Source organism: Coprococcus sp. TF11-13, from assembly GCF_003481085.1.
In the GTDB taxonomy this organism is placed as follows: Bacteria; Bacillota; Clostridia; order Lachnospirales; family Lachnospiraceae; genus Coprococcus; species Coprococcus aceti.
Window position 1 is genome coordinate 56,532 of sequence record NZ_QUKK01000004.1, and the last position, 18,184, is coordinate 74,715.

Genomic DNA, 18,184 nt, shown 5'->3' on the forward strand with positions numbered 1-18,184 from the left:
ATTGACAGGTTGAAGTCTTTGAAGGAAAATAATAGGGAAAATGAGGGATATCATTCTCTTTGAGATCTTTGGACATCTGGAATAGTGGAGGAAATATAGGTATGATACAGGATATAGAACCACAGAGGTTTAATAATCAATATAGTAACAGGAGAGAACCAGAGGATCACGATATGGTTCTCTCTTTTTCTGAGAAAATGATATTTGCGAAAGTTATGGATAATGAGAACCTGCTTGGGTTTATGACGTATGGAGAACTGCAGAAAATAACCGGATGCGATAGGAAAATAGGGGATCTGGTTTATCTCTTTTCAATAGATGATACTGCATATTTTCTGTGGAATGGAGATAACCGACTGACAGCTCCGGGATATGATTACCGAAGCATGTATAAGACAAGGGCGTGCCAACCGAAGGCTGCGGTGCTTGCGGCGGCTACCGGCTGGCATCTGTCACTGTGGTACAGAACCAACAGGTTCTGCGGCGCCTGTGGAGAGAGAACTGTACATGATGAAAAAGAGAGGATGCTCAGATGTCCGTCCTGTGGCAGGCTGATATTTCCTGTCATAGCCCCGGCTGTCATAGTGGGCGTGATCGACGGCGACAGGATAATACTTACCACATATGCTGGAAGAGAATACAAGAGATATGCCCTGATTGCGGGATTTACCGAGATAGGAGAGAGCGCTGAGCAGACAGTCAGACGAGAAGTCATGGAAGAGGTCGGCATCAGCGTTAAGAATATCACTTATTACAAGTCACAGCCATGGGGCTATGACAGCAATCTTCTCATGGGTTATTTCTGTCAGGCAGACATACCGGAGGGCGGTGACGGACATCTGACTATAGACAGACAGGAGCTTGCAACTGGAGAGTGGGTAAAGCGTGAGGATATCCCGGACTATCCGGAGCACCTGAGCCTTACCCATGAGATGATGGTGTACTTTAAAGAGCATGGACAGGGAATAATAAGTAAATAGTAATACTGAGTTGACTTTTAAATACAATCAGATAAAATAATAATATGTATTTTAAATTGTATTTTCAATAAATGGATGGCGGTGATAAAGGGCTGAAAAGCCCTTTATTTCGTGTGATGAATAAACGAACAAAGAAGATTCAGACAGAATGCTGTGCGAAGAGCAAGGAGGACGACATGATAAAGAGGAATTTGATAAAACGTCTGATGGCGGCAGGGGCCATCATGGCGGTGACACTTTCGCTGACCGGGTGTGGTATCGGTGGCAATTCCGTGAAGCTGGGAGCCGCGGGAGTTGGCGGCGGATACTATGCGTTCTCCAACGCATTTGCGCAGATAGCATCCTCGGAGGATGAGGATCTTGATTTTGAGGTAAAGGCTACTGCAGGCTCCACGGCGAATATCAGGCTTCTGTCCGACGGATATGTGGATATGGCGATAGCCCAGGCGGATCTGGTGGATGCGGCCTACAACGGAACAGGCGCCACGGACAAGAAGAGGTACAGAGGGTACTCGGCAGTTGCCAGCCTGTACACTGAGGCGTGTCAGATCGTGGTGAGATCTGACTCGGGAATAGACAGCTTGGATGATCTTCAGGGCAAGAAGATTTCTGTGGGTGAGGAGGAGTCCGGTACCCAGAGAAATGCAGAGCAGATACTTAAGATGACCGGACTTGTGGAATCCCTTGTGGACACGGTTAATCTCGATTATGTGGATGCGGCAAATGAACTCAAATCAGGAAAGATAGATGCATTCTTTTGTACAGCAGGTATACAGACCTCGGTGATCGAGGAGCTGTCTAAGGAATGTGACGTAAAGCTCATCGGAATAGATGACAAATGCAGGGACAGACTAAAATCCGTGTACGGCTTCTATACGGATTACACCATACCAGCGGGAACCTACGAGGGACAGACTCAGGATGTTGTGACACTCGGTGTCAGAGCAGTGCTCCTCGCCAGGGATGATATGGATGAGAAGATAGTGGAGGAGCTCACAGGACTTCTCTTTGAACATGCGCAGGATATCCAGTATTCAATAGCACTCACCTTCCAGATAGATGAGAGTGAGGCTGTGAAGAACGTGACCATTCCATTTCATGATGGTGCGAAAGCTTATTATCAGAAAAAAGGAATAGAGATCCCGGCTGAACAGTAGTTGTCAGCTGCTGATAATAAATATACTGAATGCGGAAAAGAATATATGCAGATGATATTGGGTAAAATGGTATCTGATCACGGATGTCTGCATGTGTATATAATATAGATAAGAGAGGTCTTACATGGAGATACAGATAGATATGTATCAGACACTGGCGGTGTCAGTTCTGGTACTTATATTGGGACAGTTTTTGAAGAAAAGAATTAATTTCCTGGAGAAATTCTGCATACCGGCGCCGGTCATAGGAGGTCTGCTTTTCGCAGTCCTGACCTGTGTGTGTTACAGTCTTGGCATAGCAGAATTTACATTTGACGATACGCTGAGAGAGGTGTGCATGGTATTCTTCTTCACATCCGTTGGATTCCAGGCGAATCTCAAGGTTTTAAAGAGCGGAGGAAAGTCGTTGTTCATATTCCTTGGACTGGTTGTGGTGCTTATAGTGTCCCAGAATTTTCTGGCACTCGGGGTGAGTAAGCTGCTGCATCTTGATCCGCTTGTTGGACTCTGCACGGGATCTATACCTATGGTAGGTGGTCATGGAACTGCAGGAGCGTTTGGCCCGGTGCTGGAGGATTTTGATGTCAAGGGGGCAACAACTATATGCACGGCTGCGGCAACATTTGGACTTATCGCAGGAAGTCTTATAGGTGGACCTATTGGCAAGAGACTCATAGACAGGAAGAAGCTTCTGGACACTGCAGTTGCCGAGGACGACAGTATACTGGTTGAGGATGAGAAGAAACACGAGCGCCATACCAATATGTATGCGGCAGCTGTGTTCCAGCTCATCATAGCCGTAGGAATAGGAACCATCATATCGGAACTTCTCACAAAGACAGGACTTACATTTCCTATATATATAGGTGCGATGATCGCGGCTGCGGTCATCAGAAATATCGGAGAGTATTCCGGTAAGTTTGATATATACATGGGTGAGATCAACAACCTTGGTGGTATCTGCCTGTCACTGTTCCTTGGAATGGCGATGATCACACTGAAGCTGTGGCAGCTTGCAGAACTTGCACTTCCGCTGATCATACTGCTCTCGGCGCAGCTCATACTCATGATGCTATTCACATATTTTGTTGTGTTCAACGTGATGGGCAGGGATTACGATGCGGCGGTTCTGTCCGCCGGAACATGCGGATTCGGTATGGGAGCAACGCCAAATGCCATGGCGAACATGCAGGCTATATGCGACCGCTATGTTCCTTCGGTCAAGGCATATCTGATAATACCGCTTATAGGAAGTTTATTTGCTGACTTCCTGAACAGCCTGGTAATTACATTTTTCATAAACATACTTTAGGGGGTATAACCAACTATGAGAGAAAAAAATAAAGAACAGCATAAAAAGCATCACAGATTCAACATGTCATTTGACAATCTGGCTATTCCTGAGGTGAACACAAAGAGCCATGATGACAATGAGGATAATGTGGGTGAGGATGACTCGTCTGTGACATATGACACGGTGGCAATCCCGGAGATCCACATAAGGAAAAAGAAAGACAAATAGTGATTAAAATCGTCCGGTTGTGTTAGAATACAGTCGGGCGATTTTTATATTAAGATTATTTTATTATTGACAGGTTAATCGATATTGCTGCGAAATTGACTTGTTATTGTATATATGGGGGTTGTATATGGGTGACAGCAAGGTGAAAAATGAGAATATGATTTTGGATTTTACTCACGTATATCGTGATGAGGATATAAAAGATATAGATAGATTCAGATACATAGATTGCTCTGATATACAAGAGACAGATATGTATTGTTCAAAAAATGCGTATGAAAAAATATGGGGCAGGATAGAGCCGTACGGAATCCAGGGTATACATTATATAGATTCGGGAAATTATCATTATATAACGAAGATTATAACAGATCATATAACCGAACCGTTTGGGCTGGTTATGTATGATCATCATACAGACATGCAGATACCTATGGTTCCAGAAATGATGAGCTGCGGAGACTGGGCGGGACAGACTCTTATACAGAATGAAAATCTAAGACAGCTGGTGGTTGTAGGTCCGCCGGAGTCAGATATAGAGCAGACTTTGGAAAGTTATAAAGGTTCCAAGGGGAGACAAGAAAATGTGGGAAGCTATAAATGTGGGTATAATGTACAAGAAGCTGAGTACGATGATTCGTATGATATTTCCCGGGATATCTCAAGCGGAAGACTGTTGATATTTTCTGCCAAAGACCTGCATGGTGGACTGCCTGAGGATAAGCTGAACCATATCAGAACAGATCTGCCTTTGTACATATCTATAGACAAAGACGTCCTCGGAACAGAATACACGGAGACAAACTGGAGTCAGGGGGATATGTCAATCGGTGGACTTGAACACCTGCTCGGTGTCTTTCTTGGCGGTCAGGGTGAAGAAAAAAATACAGACGCTTGTCGTAATGATGAAAGATATGCCGGTGGTATAAGACATTCAAGAATATTGGGTGTTGATGTATGCGGAGAGGTTCAGACAGATATTTCAGTGCCTGAATATCTTGAGGCGGAGGAGAAGAATGAGAAGGTCAATATCGAACTGTTTCGGTTTATATCGGAGCATGTGAAGAAATTCAGATAGTATTAGATATAATAGTTGTATACAATTATGAGTTAGAATAGAAAAATGTAGAAAATGGAAAACTAACAACGAGAAAATTAGAAAGCGTAAGGTGAAAATATGGAGGAGATTCAAAAGCATCTGTTTGAACTTCAGGATATAAAGTACAGAGATTTTCACAGCAGGCTTATGCCTGACACCGACAAGGAGACTGTCATAGGCATAAGAGTTCCAGTGCTCAGAAAGTATGCGAAGAGTATAGCTGGAACAGAACTGTCAGAAAAGTTTATAAAAGAACTTCCACACCATTATTACGAGGAAAATAATCTCCACATGATGCTCATAACCAGGATAAAGGATTATGACATATGTATCTCGGAGATAGAAAGATTTCTTCCATATATAGATAACTGGGCGACATGTGATTTTCCTGCGCCGAAGTGTTTTGAAAAGCACAAGGAAGAACTGCTACCGGTCATCAAGTGCTGGATTGCCTCAAGCGAGACCTATACTATAAGGTACGGAATAGGAATGCTCATGAGACTTTATCTTGACGAGGATTTTGAGCCTGAGTATGTGAAGCTTGTGGCGGGAGTTGAGTCTGATGAGTATTATGTCAACATGATGATAGCGTGGTACATGGCTACAGCCCTGGCAAAGCAGTGGGATGCGGTCATTCCGTACATAGAAGAACACCGCATGTCCGACTGGGTTCACCGAAAGACGATACAGAAGGCAGTGGAGAGCTACCGCATAACTGATGAGCAGAAGAGATATCTTAAGGGATACAGATAATTACATAATCGCAACACAGGAAAGGAAAAATACAAATGACAACAAGAGAGGAAGCTTTGGCATATGGTCTCTCATTTCCGGACACTTACCAGGAGGCGCCATTTCACGACCAGAATTGGCAGCTTGTCAGGGTAAAGGGAAGCAAGAAGGCATTCCTTTGGACTTATGAGAGGGATGGATATATCAATCTGAATGTGAAGGCTGATCCGGAAAGCCGGGATTTCTGGAGGCAGGCATTTGAATCAGTTATACCTGGATGGCACCAGAACAAGGAGCACTGGAATACGATCATACTTGATGGAAGTGTGCCAGAGGATGCGGTGAAGCAGATGATAGCGGATAGCTATGACATAGTAACCTACAGTCCGACAAAGAGGATCTACGATGCGGTGAAGAAGATTCCGAAGGGATGTGTTGCAACATACGGCCAGGTTGCGGAGATGGCAGGTGACAGGAAGATGGCGAGAGCCGTGGGCAATGCACTTCATAAAAATCCTGATCCTGAGAATATACCGTGTTACCGCGTGGTGAATTCCAAGGGTGAGCTTGCGGGAGCATTTGCGTTCGGTGGAGCAAATGTCCAGGCGGACCGCCTGAGGGCAGACGGCATAGAGGTTGAAAATGACCGGGTAGACCTGAAGAAATATGGAATGAAAAACTGAGTCGCAATACAGACAGAAAGGCAATACAGAATCATGACATCTGATAACACAAAGACAAATGAAAATCAGAACAATCCCCTTGGATATGAGAATGAGGCACATCTGCTCACAACCTTTGCCATACCGTGTATCATATCAATGCTGGTGACAGCACTTTATAATATAGTTGACCAGATATTTATAGGACACGGAGTGGGAATGCTTGGAAATGCTGCGACAAATATAGCATTTCCTCTTTCAACGGCATGTACCGCGATATCGCTTCTTCTTGGCATAGGAAGTGCGACCAGCTTTTCATTGAAGCTTGGTGCCGGAGATGAGAAGAAGTCGGCTGAGGCAGCAGGAAATGGAATCTGTCTCATGGCGATATTTGGCGTGGCACTTTTCCTTGTGACGACAATATTCCTGACACCTATGCTAAAGGCATTCGGCGCAACTGACAAGGTTCTGCCATTTGCACAGGAGTACACAAGGATAACAGCGATAGGTTTCCCATTCCTGATAGCGAATACCGGAATGAGTAAGCTGATCATGGCTGATGGAAGTCCGAGGTATTCAATGATATCCATGCTGACAGGTGCCATCATCAACACTATACTTGATCCGATACTTATATTCGGGCTCGATATGGGTATGCGCGGTGCGGCGTTGGCAACTATCACAGGACAGATCATATCATTTGCCATAAGCCTCAGATATATGTTCCATTTCAAGACAATACATCTTACCAGGGAAAGTTTTGTTATGCGAGGAGAGCCCTGCGGCAATATATTCAGATTCGGTGCGTCGGCGTGTTTCAATCAGATAGCCATGGCGATAGTCCAGGTTGTCATGAACAATACTTTGTCAAGATACGGAGCACAGTCGGTGTATGGAGGCGACATACCACTTGCGTGTTCAGGAATAATAAGCAAGGTAAACATGATATTCATGGCGATCGTTATAGGAATATCACAGGGAACCCAGCCGATCATAGGCTTCAACTATGGCGCAGGAAAGTACAGGAGGGTGAGAAAGACTTATCTTCTGGCGCTGGCAGCAGCATCGGCTCTGTCGGTGGTGGCATTTGCAGCATTCCAGATATTCCCCAGACAGATCATCAGCGCATTTGGAGAGGGAAGCGAGCTGTACTTCCAGTTTTCAGAGAGATACTTCAGGATATATATGTTTCTTACCATCGTAAATGGAATCCAGCCGGTGACATCAAACTTCTTCAACTCTATAGGAAAGGCGAGACTTGGTGTGTTCATGTCACTCACAAGACAGATACTATTTCTGCTTCCTCTCATCATCATATTCCCTATATTCATGGGGATCGATGGTGTCATGTATGCGGGACCGATAGCGGACGGCATTACCGCAGTTGTCTGCGGCGTGTTCACGGTGAGGGAACTTAAGGAACTGATTTCTATAGACAGAGATGCACATGAAAAAGCCGTGAAAATATAGACGATAATCAGGATCTATATATTGCGCATACAACGCATCGTGTTATAATTGAGAAAAAATATCAATAGACATAAATAGACGGCATTCGACAGACGATTTTGTGGTACTGAAAGACTGCGTGGATGAATCTGGACGAATGATGAAAGAAGGATAATCAATTATGACACTGAGAGATTTGAAGGTGGGACAGAGTGCCAGAATAAAGGCAGTTGGCGGTGAAGGAGAGCTAAGACAGCATTTTCTTGACATGGGTGTTATACCCGGTGCGGAGCTCACCCTTGTGAAGCTTGCTCCGATGGGCGATCCTATGGAGTTTCAGATCCATGGATATGAACTTACACTCAGACTGGCTGATGCAGAGCAGATAGATGCAGAACAGATAGAGACAAGATCCAGAGCTCACACCAGAGTTGAGATCATAGAGGAGAAGGAACATCCGGGACTTGGCGAGGAAGGAAAATATCACGTCAAAGGGGACGGCGATCCGCTTCCGGAAGGAACAAGACTAACATTTGCCCTGGTTGGAAACCAGAACTGTGGAAAGACGACTCTGTTCAATCAGCTCACCGGATCAAATCAGCATATAGGCAATTTCCCCGGAGTAACTGTCGACAGAAAGGATGGTCCGATAAGGGGTAGGGAGAATACTTCCGTGACAGATCTTCCCGGAATATATTCGATGTCCCCTTATAGCAGCGAGGAGATCGTGTCCAGAAACTTTGTGCTTGACGATCACCCAAAGGCTATCATCAATATAGTAGACGCTACTAATATAGAGCGAAATATGTATCTCACGATGCAGCTTCTCGAGATGGAGATACCGGTTGTCGTTGCACTCAACATGATGGATGAGGTCACAGGCAATTCGGGCTCCATAGATGTAAATGGGATGGAGGCCATGCTTGGAACCCCGGTTGTTCCTATATCTGCGGCAAAGAACGAGGGTGTGGATGAGCTTGTAAGACACGCCATACATATAGCCAAGTATCAGGAAAAGCCTGGAAGACAGGACTTCTGTGATGAGAATGAGTTTGGCGGAGCTGTTCACAGATGTATACATGCGGTGGCGCATCTTATAGAGGATCATGTAAAGGCAGCAGATCTGCCGCTTAGATTCGCTGCGACCAAGATCATAGAGGGAGATCATCTCATACTTGAAAGGCTTGGACTTGATGAAAACGAGAAAGAGACGATAGAACATCTTATAATCCAGATGGAAAAAGAGCGAGGACTTGACAGAAGTGCAGCCATAGCTGATATGAGATTTAATTTCATAGAAAAGGTATGTGAAAATTGCGTAGTTAAGCCAAAGGAGAGCAAGGAGAGGATCAGAAGCGAGAAGATAGATCGTATCCTCACCGGAAAGTATACAGCAATTCCGTGCTTTATCGGTATCATGCTGGCGGTGTTCTATCTGACATTTAACGTGATCGGAGCTGGACTTCAGAAACTTTTAGAGATGGGGATAGATGCACTTACGGTTCAGGTGGGAAAGCTTCTCACCGCAGCAAATGTAAATGTGGTGGTCAAGAGCCTTGTTATGGATGGAATATTTGCAGGAGTGGGAAGTGTGCTCAGCTTCCTTCCAATAATTGTTACCCTGTTCTTCTTCCTGTCGCTCATGGAAGACAGCGGATACATCGCCAGAGTTGCATTTGTCATGGATAAGCTGCTAAGGAAGATCGGACTTTCCGGCAAGAGTATAGTTCCGATGCTGATAGGCTTTGGCTGTACGGTTCCGGCCGTCATGGCAACCAGGACACTCCCGAGTGAGAGAGACCGAAAGATGACTATTCTGCTCACTCCATACATGAGCTGTTCGGCTAAGCTTCCTATATATGCGTTCTTTGTAAGCGCATTCTTTCCTGGAAAGGGCGGTCTTATTATGGCAGGGCTTTATTTCCTCGGAATTGCGATAGGAATAATCGTAGCTATGGTTTATCGGAGCACATTGTTTAAGGGCAATGCGGTTCCTTTTGTCATGGAGCTTCCAAATTACAGACTTCCGGGTGCGAAGAACGTAGGCCAGCTCCTGTGGGAGAAGGCAAAGGACTTTCTTCAGAAGGCGTTCACAGTTATATTTCTTGCAACTATATGTATCTGGTTCCTTCAGAGCTTTGATATGCACCTCAATATGGTGAAAGACTCACAGGACAGCATACTTGCTGCGATAGCCGGACTTTTGGTGCCGATATTTAAGCCGCTTGGACTTGGCGACTGGAGAATATGTACGTCGCTCATAAGCGGTATCATGGCGAAGGAGAGTGTGGTATCCACACTTGAGATATTGTTTAACGGATCAGTGACCGCAGCTATCACAACCAGGGCTGCAGCATCGCTGCTCGTATTCAGCCTGCTTTACTCGCCTTGTATAGCAGCCATCGCCTCCATCAAGAGAGAGATGGGACATCGCTGGGCTGTCATGGTAGTGATCTGGCAGTGCGTTGTGGCGTGGCTTGCGGCATTTGTGGTGTATATGATAGGGGGAATACTGTGATAAATGCATGGCGTATGTCTGGTCTGATACATTCTGGAATATGTCTGGTACTAGGGTATTATCACACCAGTTTCTTCTCCGTCCACTTTCCGCTTCGCCAGCGCAGGACCATACCAACTGCGCGTACACATTCGTCACAGGTAAGGCCTATGTAGGCGCCGGTTGCAAGGAGCCCAAGGTGCAGGCCGAACATCCATGTACCGCCGACAGCACACACGTACATAAAGACAGCTGCTATGACGGCTGGGAATACCGCATCTCCGCTGGTCTTTAAGGCCTGGCCGTAGACAAGGTTTGTAACTCTGCCAACCTCGAGGATGATGTCAATAGCAAGGAGCCTTGTGACAATATGTACCATGTCCGGGTTGTCGGTGAACAGTTTCATGGCCCATGGGGCTGTGACTGCAAATAAAGTTTCAAGACAGGTCGCCACGATCACACCGATGATGGCGGCCTTTTTGGTATCTCTTTTACATGCATCTATATCGCCGGAACCGATATGCCATCCTGTCATGATGGCATTTGCCTGGGCGAGCGCTGAGCCGACGCAGTAGGAGAAGTTGCTTATCTGGGTTGCGTAGGATCGTGCCGTGACATTTATTCCGTCAGTATCCATCTGGTTCAGGAACTTGACCACCAGCATCATGGCGACATTGTACAGAACGGATTCGAATGCAGATGGCAGTCCGACTCTGATGATCTGTGAAAGGACAGTTCTGTTAGAAAGCCTTTCGGGATTTTTTCCTGCTTTTACAAGGGTGCAGGAGAAAAAGATAACAATTGCAAGGTTGATAACCTTGGATATGACTGTCGCTGTAGCGACACCCTGCACCCCTTTATGCAGCGCAAAGAGAAATACTGCATTTAAGGCGAAGTTTACAAGGTTGCCGATTATGGTAGCGATGAGAGGCTGCTTTGTATGTCCAAATGCCCTGAGGTAGCTTGCAAATATTGGAATCAGCGCGTTCAGGAAGCACCCTCCGCCAACGATCTCAAGATAGCTCATGGCAGGTTCCCTGAGGTTTCCGGCTATTCCTATCAGATCAAGAATATTTCCGGAGAAAATGAACAGGAATATAGACATTCCCATACCTATGACTGAGTTGAATATAAGACCAAGCTGGCGTGCCTGATAAGCAATCCCAGGTCTGCCTGCGCCGATATTCTGAGTCATGACCGTCATCATGCCGGATGATATGATGGAGAACATGATGATGAACATTCCGATATAACTGTTGGCGGTTCCGACAGCACCCACGGCATAGTCCCCAACTGATGATAGCATGAGTGTGTCAACCATACCGGACAACATATAGAAAAGTGTTTCAAAACATATAGGTATAAAAAGTGCAGATAATTTCTTCATATAACCGTTGCTCCTTTGCAGACTAGTGCCAAATTATATATTGTAACTAAATTGTATAATATCGCATTTCCACAGGCTGAATCTTGTACTATATCAATCAAAAGTTGCACATATTCCACATATGGGGTAGTATGACAACGTAGTATGAGACAAATGTGGAGGCAGGAGATTAAGATGTACGCAGAATTAAAGGAAAATCATCCACACGGGACAAGAGAATATCCATTTTGTGAGTATCATATGAGATACTGGCCACATGCATTCCAGATCCCGGTTCATTGGCATGATGAGGTGGAGATAATATATGTAAGGAAAGGTCCACTTATGGTTGAGATTGATGGACAGAAATTTATAGGGGATGACGGAGCTGTATATATAGTAAGTCCGGGAGTGCTGCATATGATGGCCGCCCCGGAAACACCGGTGGATTATTTTACATTTCTGTTTCCGATGGAATTCATATCATTTCAGACCAAGGATGAATTGGAGGATGAGATATTTTTTCCTCTTAGGAATCACACACGGGAATTCAGACCTGAAGTGACGAATCGGAATCTGCTTGAAAAACTTATACCTATTCTTGATGAGTTGTCAGAGGAAAATGGGAAATTTGGAACACACAGACAGATACAGGTGAGAATCAGACTGTTGCAGGTTGTAGATCTTTTAGTGGAATACGATCAGCTTGAAGCGAAGACAGGGAGAGCGTCAGGTGGACTGGAAAAGGAGATACTTATATATATACAGGATAATTATCATGAGCACATAAGTCTTGATGAGCTTTCTGAACATTTTCATCTGTCGGAAAAGTACATGTCAAGATTCTTCAGTGAGAGATTTCACATGACGCTCACACAGTATGTGAACTATGTTAGACTTAAGTATGCAAGACATCTTCTCGAGTCCACAGATCTGTCGGTTACCGAGATTGCCATGAAATCAGGTTACCCAAATGTAAGTTATTTTATCAGGAAATTTTCTGCGGCGGTGGGAGAACCACCGTTAAGATATAGAAATGGTAAAGCTGTGAAAGATCAAAAAAACAGAATATAAAATTCGAAAAACTTGATGGCTGTTGACGGAAATTGGAGATAACAATATAATGGTAATACAGTTTTATGACGTTATATTAAGAGCATCTGAGGAGACCGTGAATGAGAATCAGACAATTTAGAGAAGACCACTGGGATAGGCTTCCCACGATAAGACTGCAGAAAGCGGTGCTTGACAACTTCAAGAGTGTGGAGCATGGAGAGATAGTATTTGCCTGTGGAAAGAAGTTTGTTCCGTATGGAACAGAATCAGATATATTGGGACTTTATGGACAGAACGGCTCGGGTAAGACGAGTTTTATAGAGGCGCTTGCCATACTGAAGCTTCTGATGATTGGAGCTGAGGTTCCGGCGGTGTATGCAGAATGTGTGGCAAAGGGTCAGGAGATGGCCAGACTGGAGTTTACATTTGACCTTCAGTACGAGGACGGACGCATCCGAAAGGTTGTGTACGAATTCCTCATGTCCGCTGTGGAGAATGAGACAAATAACGGGTTCAGACAGTACGGAGGAGAGGATCAGAACAGTGGCCAGCCGAGCTACAGAGTCCGCATATCGGGTGAGAAACTGAGTATGTCAGGTGATTTTGAGGGCAGGAAGATGATACTTCAGCCTGTGATTGACACATGCACTGACGACATGCCGTTCGGGCCTGTATCTAAGCAGAAATATTTCATAACAAATGACAGAAAGTTCGTGGATGAGCTGAATGTGGTGAGAAGACTGGCGCAGGAAAAGTCGGCGTCGTTTATCTTCTCGCTCGGAACTGCAAAGGTGTGCGATGAGTGCGGGTTATACTCTGAGTTTTATCAGGTTATACTGGAGCTGGCGTACTACAGTCAGCTCTATCTTCATGTGGTAGACACGAAATCAACAGGATATATAAGACTCAACTACGGACTTCCGCTATACACACAGAGCGGTAAATTCCTTCTGAAGACGGATGTGCCGAACATCATGCCGGAGATAGTCTTCAGCGAGATAAAGAGCCAGTTTGAAAATATAAACATAGTCCTCAGCCAGATAGTTCCGGGACTTAATGTTGATCTTCACGAGCTGTCGCCTGCCCTCATGAAGGATGGCAGTATGGGACATGTGGTGGAGATAGTGTCCAGCAGGAATGAGACGGACATGAGTGTGTTCCACAATCAGGAGGCTGCGCCTGACGGAAGAGTACACATGCCATTCAGGTACGAGTCCGACGGTATCCGCAAGATCGTGTCGGTGCTCAGTCTGATAATAGATGCGTACAATGAGCAGTCGTGCACGATAGCCATAGATGAGCTGGATGCCGGTGTGTTTGAGTATCTTCTGGGAGAGGTGCTGCAGACGTTCCAGGAGTCTGGCAAGGGGCAGTTTATATTTACATCGCATAACCTCAGACCGTTGGAGGTCATAAGCAAGGATTATATATATTTCACCACGACAAATCCGAGAAATAGGTATATCCGTATGAAGGGAATCGGAAGCAGCAACAATCTCAGAAATACTTATTTCAGGGAGATCGTGGTTGGAGAACAGGACGAGGAGCTGTATAGGAATACGAAGAGGTTCAAGATTGTATCGGCATTCAGAAAGGCAGGTATGGATCATGGGGAAACGACCTAAGAAGAAGATCTTCCTGTTCCTTGTCGAGGGAGTGTCGGACCGGAATGCTCTTGAGGTGCCATTTGGACAGCTTCTTGAGGATATAGATCCTGATATTGTTCTGGAATTTGCCATGCTCATGCAGGATGACGGAAGCTTTGGCGGTGATATAACCTCAAAGAATGGCATACATCCTGACAACATAGAGCGGTTTATAGATGAGATAATGGTCAGTCCTCTGCTAAAGAGGACGGGCCTGTATCCGAAGGACATTGTGGAGATAATTCATTTTGTGGATATGGATGGGGCGTACATAGATGACAATCTGGTCGTGACTGATGGGGGAAATGAAGACAAGCCGGTATACTACCCGGATATCATCGTGACGGCAAATCCGGATCACGTGAAGGAGCGCAATCTCTGCAAGAGTGCGAATCTGGATGTGCTCACTTCGCTGTCATCAATAAAGATAGGAAGTAAAAAGATAAAATACTCCGTATACTATTTTTCGTGCAACCTGGATCATTTCCTGTATCGGGATGCAAATTCAGATGAGCACGGCAAGGTGCGGAGGGCGGCGGAGTTCTCGATGAAGCATGAGACGTCGGGATCGCTGGAGCGTTTTTTTGAGGAGAATGAGACTGTGACTACAGATATGACTTATGGGGAGTCATGGGATTTCATAAAGAGTGGGGAAAATTCTTTGAAGAGGCACACAAATGTGAATCTGCTCATAAAGAGGCTTAAGGCTATTGCGGAAAATCACATATAAAATAAACTCATAACAATAAAACAGGAGACAGAAAAGGCTATGAAGAAGAACAAAGAAGATGACGGAATCTACAGAAAACCCACCAAAGGTTTCAGCAAGAGAACAAATATGATAGTCGGCATAGCATTTGTCATATTTGTGCTGGTGTGCTGCATAATAAGACTGTTCGTGTAAGGTTTCAGTAAAGAAAAGTGGCAGGTGTTGATTTTTATATTTAGCATGCTATACTTGGCTTAGTTAATTGAAGGTAATCAAGGAGGATAAATCCGTGTTTGGTAGCAGATCAAGCAAGAAGACGGGATTGAAGATCATAATAGTGGGCTGTGGAAAGGTTGGCGTGGCCATACTCAAGCAGCTTGCAAATGAGGGGCATGATATAACTATCATAGACAAGGATCCCCAGAAGGTCGCAACATACGCAAATCAGTATGATGTTATGGGAATAGTTGGAAACGGAGCAAATCACAGCGTGCAGCTTGAAGCGGGAATACAGAACGCAGATTTGATAGCTGCAGTCACGTCGTCGGATGAGCTCAACATCCTGTGCTGTACCATAGCCAAGCAGGTCGGAGACTGCGCGACCATAGCGAGACTCAGAGACCCGGATTACAGCAAGGAGGCAAGCTATCTCAGGGAGAAGCTTGGACTTACCATGATCATAAACCCTGAGCTTGAGACCGCAATCGAGGTGTCGAGGGTACTGTATCTGCCAACGGCTCTTGAGATAAATTCATTTGCACACGGACAGGCGGAGATGACCAGGATAAAGATCCCGGAGAAGAACGTGCTTGACAACAAGAGCATAGCTGATTTGGGTAAGGATCTTGCAAATAAACAGAAGCCGATAAATATACTTATAGCGGCAGTTGAGAGAGCCGGGGAGTTCTATATCCCTTCCGGAGATTTTGTGCTCAAGGCGGGAGATATCATGTCATGTGTGGGAACAAGACCTATGTCCAGAAAATTCATGGAGCATATAGGCTTTAAGACTGCCAGGGTCAAGGACACCATGATAATAGGAGGCGGCAATGTCGCTTACTATCTGGCTGGGCAGCTTGTCAACATGGGAATATCTGTCAAGATCATTGAGGAGAGCAAGAAACGATGCGAGGAGCTCTCTGTGCTTTTACCAAAAGCTATCATCATAAACGGTGATGGAACGGATCAGGAGACTCTGAACGAGGAGGGCCTTGCGGAGACTGAGTCATTTGTATCCCTGACAGGAATCGATGAGGAGAATATACTTTTGACTCTCCATGCCCGCAAACATTCAAATGCCAAGACGATAACCAAGATAAACAGGAGCAATTTCAGAGAGGTCATAAACAGCCTTGATCTGGGAAGTGTTGTATATCCATGCAGTATAACCGCGGAGTCCATAGTCGCATATGTCCGTGCGAAGAAGAATTCCAACAGTAACAGCATAGAGACACTCTACCACATGTTTGACTCAAGAGCTGAGGCGATAGAGTTCCGTGTGGATGAGAAGTCGGAGGTGACGGATATACCGCTGAAGGATCTCAATCTCAAGAAGAACCTCCTCATAGCATTTATAAATCGAAACGGTTCGATCCTGCTTCCAACAGGTCAGGATTCTATACAGGTTGGAGATACGGCCATGATAGTCACCACTGAGACAGGATTTACGGATATAAGAGATATACTTGCTTAAGGCAGTTTGATTAGGAGAAGATTATGAATAATTCCATGATAGTATTTATACTTGGCCAGATCATAAGACTTGAGGGTCTGCTCATGATCATTCCATGCCTGACATCTCTCATATATCAGGAACATGAAATATTTGCGTTCCTTATAGTCATAATATCATGTCTTGTGATAGGAACGCTTATGACACTTAGAAAACCGGCAAATCAGACCATATATCTCAAAGAGGGATGTGTAGCTACGGCATTCAGTTGGATACTGCTCAGTATATTTGGCTGCATGCCATTTGTCATTTCAGGGGAGATCCCTTCGTTCACAAATGCACTGTTTGAGACCATATCGGGATTCACCACAACGGGAGCCAGCATACTGAGCGATGTGGAGAGTATGTCACACGGCATGATGCTGTGGAGATGTTTTACCCACTGGATAGGCGGTATGGGAGTTCTGGTGTTCCTGCTTGCCATCATTCCGATGAACAGTGCGTCCGGTTCAAATATGAACCTGATGAAGGCGGAGAGCCCGGGACCATCCGTTGGAAAGCTTGTTCCAAGACTCAAGCACACTGCCAGGATATTGTATGTTATCTACTTCGGAATGACGGTTCTGGAGGTCATTTTCCTTATGTTTGGACATATGTCATTGTTCGATGCTCTGTGTACGGCATTTGGAACAGCCGGAACAGGCGGTTTTGGAATAAAGAACGACAGCTTTGGAAGCTTCTCACCATATATACAGTGGGTTGTAACTGTGTTCATGATATTGTTTGGTGTGAATTTCAACTTTTATTATTTTGTGCTGTTCAGGAACATCCGAAAGGCACTTTCCATGGAGGAGGTCAGGACATATTTCCTCATCATCCTGACATCGGTGGTGATACTGTTTGTAAGTCTGATGAACACCATGTCAAATATGTGGGATGCCCTGCGACATGCGGCCTTCCAGGTGGCATCGATCATCACCACGACGGGTTACGCATCGGCGGATTTTGACCAGTGGTCACAGACCTGTAAGACGGTGCTGGTCATCCTGATGTTTGTCGGAGCTTGTGCGGGAAGCACTGGTGGCGGTATGAAGGTGTCGAGACTCGTGATAATGTTCAAGACCGTTGTCAAGGAGCTGAGTTCGTATTTCCATCCGAAGAATATCAAGAAGATAAACATGGATGGCAAACCGGTGGAGCACGAGGTAGTCAGGGCGGTAAATGTATACTTCATCACGCTGATGGGAATATTTACCCTGTCTGTATTTCTTGTGTCCCTTGAGGGCAGGGATCTGGTGACTAACTTCACTGCGGTGGCATCGTGTCTCAACAATATAGGACCGGGTCTTTCTGAGGTAGGACCTACCAGAAACTTTGGCGGGCTGACGGGATTTACCAAGTATGTTCTGATGTTTGACATGCTTGCGGGACGACTGGAGCTCTTCCCATTGCTGCTCATATTCAATCCTGGCGTGTACAGGGACATGATCATGGGGGCATGGAGAGGCATAAAGCGAAGAAGACAGGAGAGAAGAGCGAACTGATAAATGTTATCATTACAAATGGCGGGCAGGTTATTGACATATGCTGGCAATTTGGATATACTCAGAAACAGTTAGACACACCTAACTATAGCT

At 45.3% G+C, this 18,184-nt stretch carries 16 protein-coding genes; 15 read left to right on the forward strand and 1 reads right to left on the reverse strand.

The features are described 5' to 3' along the window. Positions 1 to 101 precede the first annotated feature (101 nt). The 9 genes from nudC (at position 102) to feoB (ending at position 10,119) form a co-directional block, all read left to right on the forward strand. A complete protein-coding gene (gene nudC / locus DXD11_RS08075; protein ID WP_117551135.1) occupies positions 102 to 980 on the forward strand; it encodes an NAD(+) diphosphatase in 879 nt (292 codons plus the stop codon). Between the two features lie 179 nt (positions 981 to 1,159). After that, the gene (locus DXD11_RS08080) at positions 1,160 to 2,137 is read left to right on the forward strand and encodes a TAXI family TRAP transporter solute-binding subunit (RefSeq protein ID WP_118758247.1); all 978 of its coding nucleotides are present in this window, start codon (positions 1,160 to 1,162) and stop codon (positions 2,135 to 2,137) included. Between the two features lie 124 nt (positions 2,138 to 2,261). Further along, the gene (gene gltS, locus DXD11_RS08085; protein WP_055273905.1) at positions 2,262 to 3,449 is read left to right on the forward strand and encodes a sodium/glutamate symporter; all 1,188 of its coding nucleotides are present in this window, start codon (positions 2,262 to 2,264) and stop codon (positions 3,447 to 3,449) included. Positions 3,450 to 3,464: 15 nt separating this feature from the next. Further along, on the forward strand, positions 3,465 to 3,659 hold the full coding sequence (locus tag DXD11_RS08090) for a hypothetical protein (RefSeq protein WP_004851427.1): 195 nt from the start codon (positions 3,465 to 3,467) through the stop codon (positions 3,657 to 3,659). A gap of 127 nt (positions 3,660 to 3,786) precedes the next feature. Further along, entirely contained in the window at positions 3,787 to 4,737 is a 951-nt protein-coding gene (locus tag DXD11_RS08095; protein WP_117551137.1) for an arginase, read from the forward strand. 99 nt (positions 4,738 to 4,836) lie between these two features. Continuing rightward, a complete protein-coding gene (locus DXD11_RS08100; RefSeq protein WP_118758151.1) occupies positions 4,837 to 5,511 on the forward strand; it encodes a DNA alkylation repair protein in 675 nt (224 codons plus the stop codon). Positions 5,512 to 5,546: 35 nt separating this feature from the next. Then, positions 5,547 to 6,173 carry a methylated-DNA--[protein]-cysteine S-methyltransferase gene (locus DXD11_RS08105; protein ID WP_055280618.1) on the forward strand — a complete coding sequence of 209 codons (627 nt, stop codon included), beginning with the start codon at positions 5,547 to 5,549 and terminating at the stop codon, positions 6,171 to 6,173. Between the two features lie 33 nt (positions 6,174 to 6,206). Beyond that, a complete protein-coding gene (locus DXD11_RS08110; protein WP_118758152.1) occupies positions 6,207 to 7,622 on the forward strand; it encodes an MATE family efflux transporter in 1,416 nt (471 codons plus the stop codon). A 160-nt stretch (positions 7,623 to 7,782) separates the two neighbouring features. Next, on the forward strand, positions 7,783 to 10,119 hold the full coding sequence (gene feoB, locus DXD11_RS08115) for a ferrous iron transport protein B (RefSeq protein WP_015534041.1): 2,337 nt from the start codon (positions 7,783 to 7,785) through the stop codon (positions 10,117 to 10,119). A gap of 61 nt (positions 10,120 to 10,180) precedes the next feature. Here feoB and DXD11_RS08120 read toward each other — a convergent pair whose 3' ends face one another. Next, a complete protein-coding gene (locus DXD11_RS08120) occupies positions 10,181 to 11,485 on the reverse strand; it encodes an MATE family efflux transporter (RefSeq protein ID WP_118758153.1) in 1,305 nt (434 codons plus the stop codon). A 174-nt stretch (positions 11,486 to 11,659) separates the two neighbouring features. On the opposite strand from DXD11_RS08120, the gene DXD11_RS08125 reads away from it, so the two are divergent. The 6 genes from DXD11_RS08125 to DXD11_RS08145 all read left to right on the forward strand — a co-directional run bounded on the left by DXD11_RS08125 (position 11,660) and on the right by DXD11_RS08145 (position 18,091). Continuing rightward, positions 11,660 to 12,538 (forward strand): AraC family transcriptional regulator, encoded by an 879-nt coding sequence (locus tag DXD11_RS08125; protein ID WP_118758154.1) that lies wholly within the window; start codon positions 11,660 to 11,662, stop codon positions 12,536 to 12,538. A gap of 101 nt (positions 12,539 to 12,639) precedes the next feature. Next, complete coding sequence (locus DXD11_RS08130; protein WP_015534039.1) at positions 12,640 to 14,145, forward strand: AAA family ATPase; 1,506 nt, start codon at positions 12,640 to 12,642, stop codon at positions 14,143 to 14,145. Further along, entirely contained in the window at positions 14,129 to 14,896 is a 768-nt protein-coding gene (locus DXD11_RS08135; RefSeq protein WP_118758155.1) for a hypothetical protein, read from the forward strand. The genes DXD11_RS08130 and DXD11_RS08135 overlap by 17 nt, the downstream gene beginning before the upstream one ends. 39 nt (positions 14,897 to 14,935) lie before the next feature. Next, positions 14,936 to 15,070: a hypothetical protein gene (locus DXD11_RS14700; protein ID WP_015534037.1), complete on the forward strand. Its 135-nt coding sequence runs from the start codon at positions 14,936 to 14,938 to the stop codon at positions 15,068 to 15,070. Between the two features lie 94 nt (positions 15,071 to 15,164). Beyond that, a complete protein-coding gene (trkA, locus tag DXD11_RS08140; RefSeq protein ID WP_165854738.1) occupies positions 15,165 to 16,568 on the forward strand; it encodes a Trk system potassium transporter TrkA in 1,404 nt (467 codons plus the stop codon). A gap of 23 nt (positions 16,569 to 16,591) precedes the next feature. Beyond that, positions 16,592 to 18,091 (forward strand): TrkH family potassium uptake protein, encoded by a 1,500-nt coding sequence (locus DXD11_RS08145; RefSeq protein ID WP_117551151.1) that lies wholly within the window; start codon positions 16,592 to 16,594, stop codon positions 18,089 to 18,091. The last annotated feature ends 93 nt before the right edge of the window (positions 18,092 to 18,184 follow it).